The organism is Bacillus sp. JJ1764 (assembly GCF_036962145.1).
In the GTDB taxonomy this organism is placed as follows: domain Bacteria; phylum Bacillota; class Bacilli; order Bacillales; family Cytobacillaceae; genus Neobacillus.
In genome coordinates this window covers 287-5490 of the sequence record NZ_JBALNY010000189.1, presented here as the reverse complement: position 1 = coordinate 5490, position 5204 = coordinate 287, and the positions used below count along the sequence as shown (strand labels likewise).

Sequence of the window (5204 nt, the reverse complement as noted above, 5' to 3'; positions counted from 1 at the left end):
GAGTAAAGAATCTAGACAACATGGACCAGGACCAGGCGGCGGCCCCAGACCAGGTGGTGGCTTCGGCCCTATGGGCATGGCAATGCCCCCTCAAAAAGCTAAAAATTTCAAAGGGACACTTAACCGTTTAATTGGTTATTTAAAACCGTATAAATTACAGCTGTTTGCAGTACTGCTTACCGCAATCATCAGTACAGTGTTTTCAATTGTCAGCCCGAAAATTATGGGTAAGGCGACAACTAAATTGTTTGAAGGGTTAATGATGAAGTTCAAAGGCATTCCGGGTGCGAAGATCGACTTTGACTATATAGGCCAAATTATCCTGCTTCTGATTGGCCTGTATATCATCAGTGCGATTTTTTCTTACCTTCAGCAGTTCATCATGGCTGGAGTTGCCCAAAAAATGGTGTACCATCTACGTAAAGAGGTGGAGGAAAAACTGAATCGGCTGCCATTAAAATATTTTGACTCCCGTACCCATGGCGAAATTCTAAGTCGTGCGGTAAACGATGTTGATAATATCAGTACAACTTTGCAGCAAAGTCTAACTCAGCTAATTACCTCTGTCATTACTCTGATTGGGATCATTGTCATGATGCTCACTATTAGCCCGCTCATGACCCTAATTGTCATTGTAACTCTGCCTTTAAGTTTTATATCGATAACGAAAATAGCCAAGAAATCGCAAGGCTATTTTATGGGCCAACAAAAAGCGCTGGGTGAACTGAATGGTCATGTGGAAGAAATGTATACCGGACACAAGGTCATTAAAGTCTTTGGCCGTGAGAAACAGTCCATTGAAAAATTTGAAGAAAGTAATGAAGCACTCTACCAATCCGCCTGGAAGGCACAATTTATGGCAGGTTTAATTATGCCATTAATGGGTTTTATCAATAATATCGGATATGTCCTGGTCAGCGTAGCGGGTGGTATATTGGTAACGAAAAAGACGATTGAAATTGGAGATGTTCAGGCATTTATCCAGTATGCCAGACAATTTAGTCAACCAATCACCCAGACTGCCAATATTGCCAACGTCATTCAATCGACCATTGCCAGTGCGGAACGTGTGTTTGAAATTTTAGATGAAACAGAGGAAATCCCTGAAATTGTTAACGCGAAGGTTCTTTCTGCTCCAAAAGGAGAAGTTTCCTTTGACCATGTTTCCTTTAGCTATAAAGAGGATGAACCGCTCATTGAAGATATGAATATTGAGGTAAAACCTGGGCAGAGAGTGGCGATCGTCGGTCCTACAGGAGCCGGCAAAACCACCATGATTAATTTATTGATGCGGTTTTATGAAATTAACTCCGGTAAGATCTTAATAGATGGCATCGATACACGTGATTTAAAAAGAGAGGACCTTAGAGGAATGTTCGGGATGGTCCTTCAGGATACGTGGTTATTCAATAGTACGATTCGTGATAACATCGCTTATGGAAAAGAAGGAGCTAGCGAAGAAGAAATTATCGCTGCCGCACAAGCTGCGAATGCGGACCACTTCATTCGCACGCTGCCAGACGGCTATGACACGGTCTTAAATGAAGAAGCTTCAAACATTTCCCAAGGTCAAAAGCAGTTATTGACAATCGCTCGGGCCATTTTAGCCAATCCATCCATTTTAATTCTTGATGAGGCAACCAGCAGCGTCGATACCAGAACAGAAGTTCAAATTCAAAAAGCAATGGATCGGTTAATGAAAGACCGTACCAGCTTCGTCATTGCCCATCGATTATCGACTATTCGTGATGCCGATCTCATCCTCGTTATGAATCACGGACGAGTGATTGAAAAAGGTACCCATGAGGAATTACTAGCAATGGATGGTTTTTATGCCGATTTATATAATAGTCAGTTTACTGGAAAACAAATTAAAAATGCCGGTTAATAATTCAAGATAAATCAACAGGTTTCACTTTTAAAAGTAGTAATCGTAAGCGCATTGGAATTCTCACTTGGATTCTAATGCGTTTTTTTATTGAGTAATATGTGTGATAGTCAATACTTGATTTGGGGGATGGTAAAATGTCCTTCATAATGTGGATGAAAGACAGAACTAGGCGGGGCGCAAAGAAAAATGGTTTTCATCAAGGTGTTGAAAGACAAAATTAAGTGGAGTAACAAGAAAAATGGTTTTCATAATGTGGATGAAAGACAAAACTAGGAAGAGCATCAAGAAAAATGTTCTTCATCAAGGTGATGAAAGACATAATCAAGTGGAGCACGAAGAAAAATGTCTTTCATAAGGCGGATGAAAGACAAAACCAGCAGAGGCACTAATAAAAATGTCTTTCATAAAGTGATGAAAGACAATATGTATGGTTAAAAGTTGAGCTCTTATTAAAAATATACTTCTTCCCACTATAATTATAGCATATAAAAAGTGCACAATATAGACTTTTTGTTTTCAGCTACACCTGCTAAAATTCAATAGAACTTTAATGAGACTCGATAGTTAGGAGAGATCTATAATGAATTCTTTGGTTCTCGGTTTTCAAGAAATGGAAACAACGCAGCTTTTCTTAGTGGGTGGAAAAGGAGTCAATTTAGGGGAATTATCTAAAATTCAAGGAATTCACGTACCAGAAGGATTTTGTGTTACAACAGTTGGATTTCAAAAAGCTATTGAACAAAACGAAAACTTACGAACTTTGTTGGATCAATTAACAATGCTAAAAATAGAGGATCGAGATCAAATTAGTGAAATCAGCAGGAAGATTCGACAAAACTTTATTGAAACAGAAATACCTTCCGACGTTGCGAAGGCAGTTACTCACTATCTCTCCGAGTTTGGAGCTGAACATGCTTATGCTGTTCGTTCTAGTGCGACCGCTGAAGATTTACCTCATGCCTCGTTTGCAGGTCAACATGACACTTATTTAAATATTATCGGAAAAGAAGCAATCTTGCAGCATATCAAGAAATGTTGGGCATCCCTGTTTACAGAACGCGCTGTGATTTATCGAATTCAAAACGGATTTGACCATCGTACTATTTCTTTATGTGTGATCATTCAAAGGTTGGTATTCCCACACGCTTCGGGGATTTTATTTACTGCTGATCCGATTAATTCCAATAGAAGGCTGCTATCAATCGATGCTAGTTTTGGACTTGGAGAAGCACTGGTTTCTGGCTTGGTCTCTACGGATTGTTATAAAGTAAAGGATGGAGAAATCATCGATAAGATGATAGCCACCAAAAAGTTAGCTATCTATGGACGGAAAGAAGGCGGAACAGAGACCGTACAGATCAAACATGACCAACAAAATACTCAAACCCTTACGGATCAACAAATTTTACAACTAGCACAAATAGGAAGGCAAATCGAAGCCTATTTTGGCTGTCCGCAAGATATTGAATGGTGTTTAGTGGATGATACATTTTATATTGTTCAGAGTCGGCCAATCACTACGCTTTTTCCGATTCCTGACGCGAATGATCATGAAAATCACGTCTATGTATCTGTCGGCCATCAACAGATGATGACCGATTCTATGAAACCACTGGGATTGTCTTTTTACCTTTTAATAACACCTGCGCCTATGCGAAAAGCAGGCGGAAGGTTGTTTGTGGACGTCACACATATGCTGGCTTCACATGATAGCAGAAACATGTTTTTAAAAAACATGGAGCAACACGATCCGCTTATGAAAGACGCACTTATGACTGTCCTAGATCGAAGAGATTTTATAAAAATGATACCAAATGATCAAAAAGCACCGATTCCCAGCAAAAACAATTCTGATATGTTGGCAGGAATTGATAACAATCCGGCAATTGTTGATGAGTTGATTAGACTTAACCAAACATCCATAGATGAGTTAAAACAAAACATCCAAACGAAATCAGGATTGAATTTAATTGGTTTTATCTTGGAAGATATCCAGGAATTAAAGAGGATCTTATTTAACCCACAGAGTACGCGTGTATTTATGTCAGCTATGAATGCTTCAGCTTGGATCAATGAAAACATAAATAAGTGGTTAGGTGAAAAAAACGTAGCAGACACGCTTTCTCAATCTGTACCAAACAATATTACTTCGGAAATGGGTCTGGCCCTATTGGATGTTGCAGATGTGATTCGTCCATATCCAGAAGTAATTGATTATTTACAACATGTAAAAGATGATCAATTTTTGGATGAACTGGGTAAGTTTGATGGTGGAATGGAAACTAGAGAAGCAGTATTAGCTTTTCTCAACAAGTACGGGATGCGTTGTGCTGGAGAAATCGATCTTACAAGAACTCGTTGGAGTGAAAAACCCTCTACACTTGTCCCCATGATTCTGAGTAACATCAAAAATTTTGAGCCCAATGCTAGCAAACGGAAATTTGAGCAAGGACTAAAGGAAGCTTTGGAGAAAGAACAAGAGATTTTAGAACGATTGAAGCAATTACCGGATGGTGAGCCAAAGGCTAAAGAAACAAAACACATGATTGATCTAGTCAGGAATTTCATCGGTTACCGGGAATATCCAAAATACGGTATGGTTAGTCGTTTCTTCGTTTACAAGCAAGCATTACTAAAAGAAGCCGAACAACTCGTACAAGCGGGCGTTATTCATGAGATAGAAGATATATACTATCTCAATTTTGAAGAACTTCATGAAGTCGTACGAACAAATAAACTGGATTACCAAATCATCGGTGCTCGAAAACATGAGTACAAATTATATGAAAAACTTACGCCTCCGCGTGTGATCACATCTGATGGGGAAATTCTCTCGGGTAAGTACAGACGAGAAAATCTACCAGCTGAAGCTATTGTAGGACTTCCTGTTTCTTCTGGAGTAATAGAAGGAAGGGCACGTGTCATCTTAAATATGGAGGATGCAGATCTGGAGGAAGGAGACATATTAATCACTTCCTTTACTGACCCTAGTTGGACAACGTTGTTTGTATCGATAAAAGGCCTAGTCACCGAAGTGGGTGGTCTGATGACACACGGAGCAGTGATTGCACGTGAATACGGCATACCCGCAGTTGTCGGGGTGGAAAATGCCACCAAACTGATAAAAGATGGGCAACGAATTCGCGTGCATGGAACTGAAGGGTATATCACCATATTGTAATGTTTGAAACTGCTATTTACTTCCATAGCTTTCCAGAAAAATATGGCTAACCTTAAATGACGAACGGGTGCAATAATGAAAAGGCTGCGGTGTCACATCATATCCGTTGCCTTTTTTCATCCATATAAAAAA

At 39.5% G+C, this 5204-nt stretch carries 2 protein-coding genes; both read left to right on the top strand.

Annotated elements, in window-relative coordinates:
• Positions 1 to 1888 (top strand): ABC transporter ATP-binding protein (locus tag V7083_RS20945; RefSeq protein ID WP_335481592.1); only part of this gene is annotated, 1888 nt, incomplete at its 5' end.
• 583 nt (positions 1889 to 2471) lie between these two features.
• The gene (ppsA, locus tag V7083_RS20940) at positions 2472 to 5072 is read left to right on the top strand and encodes a phosphoenolpyruvate synthase (RefSeq protein ID WP_335481589.1); all 2601 of its coding nucleotides are present in this window, start codon (positions 2472 to 2474) and stop codon (positions 5070 to 5072) included.
• Positions 5073 to 5204 lie beyond the last annotated feature (132 nt).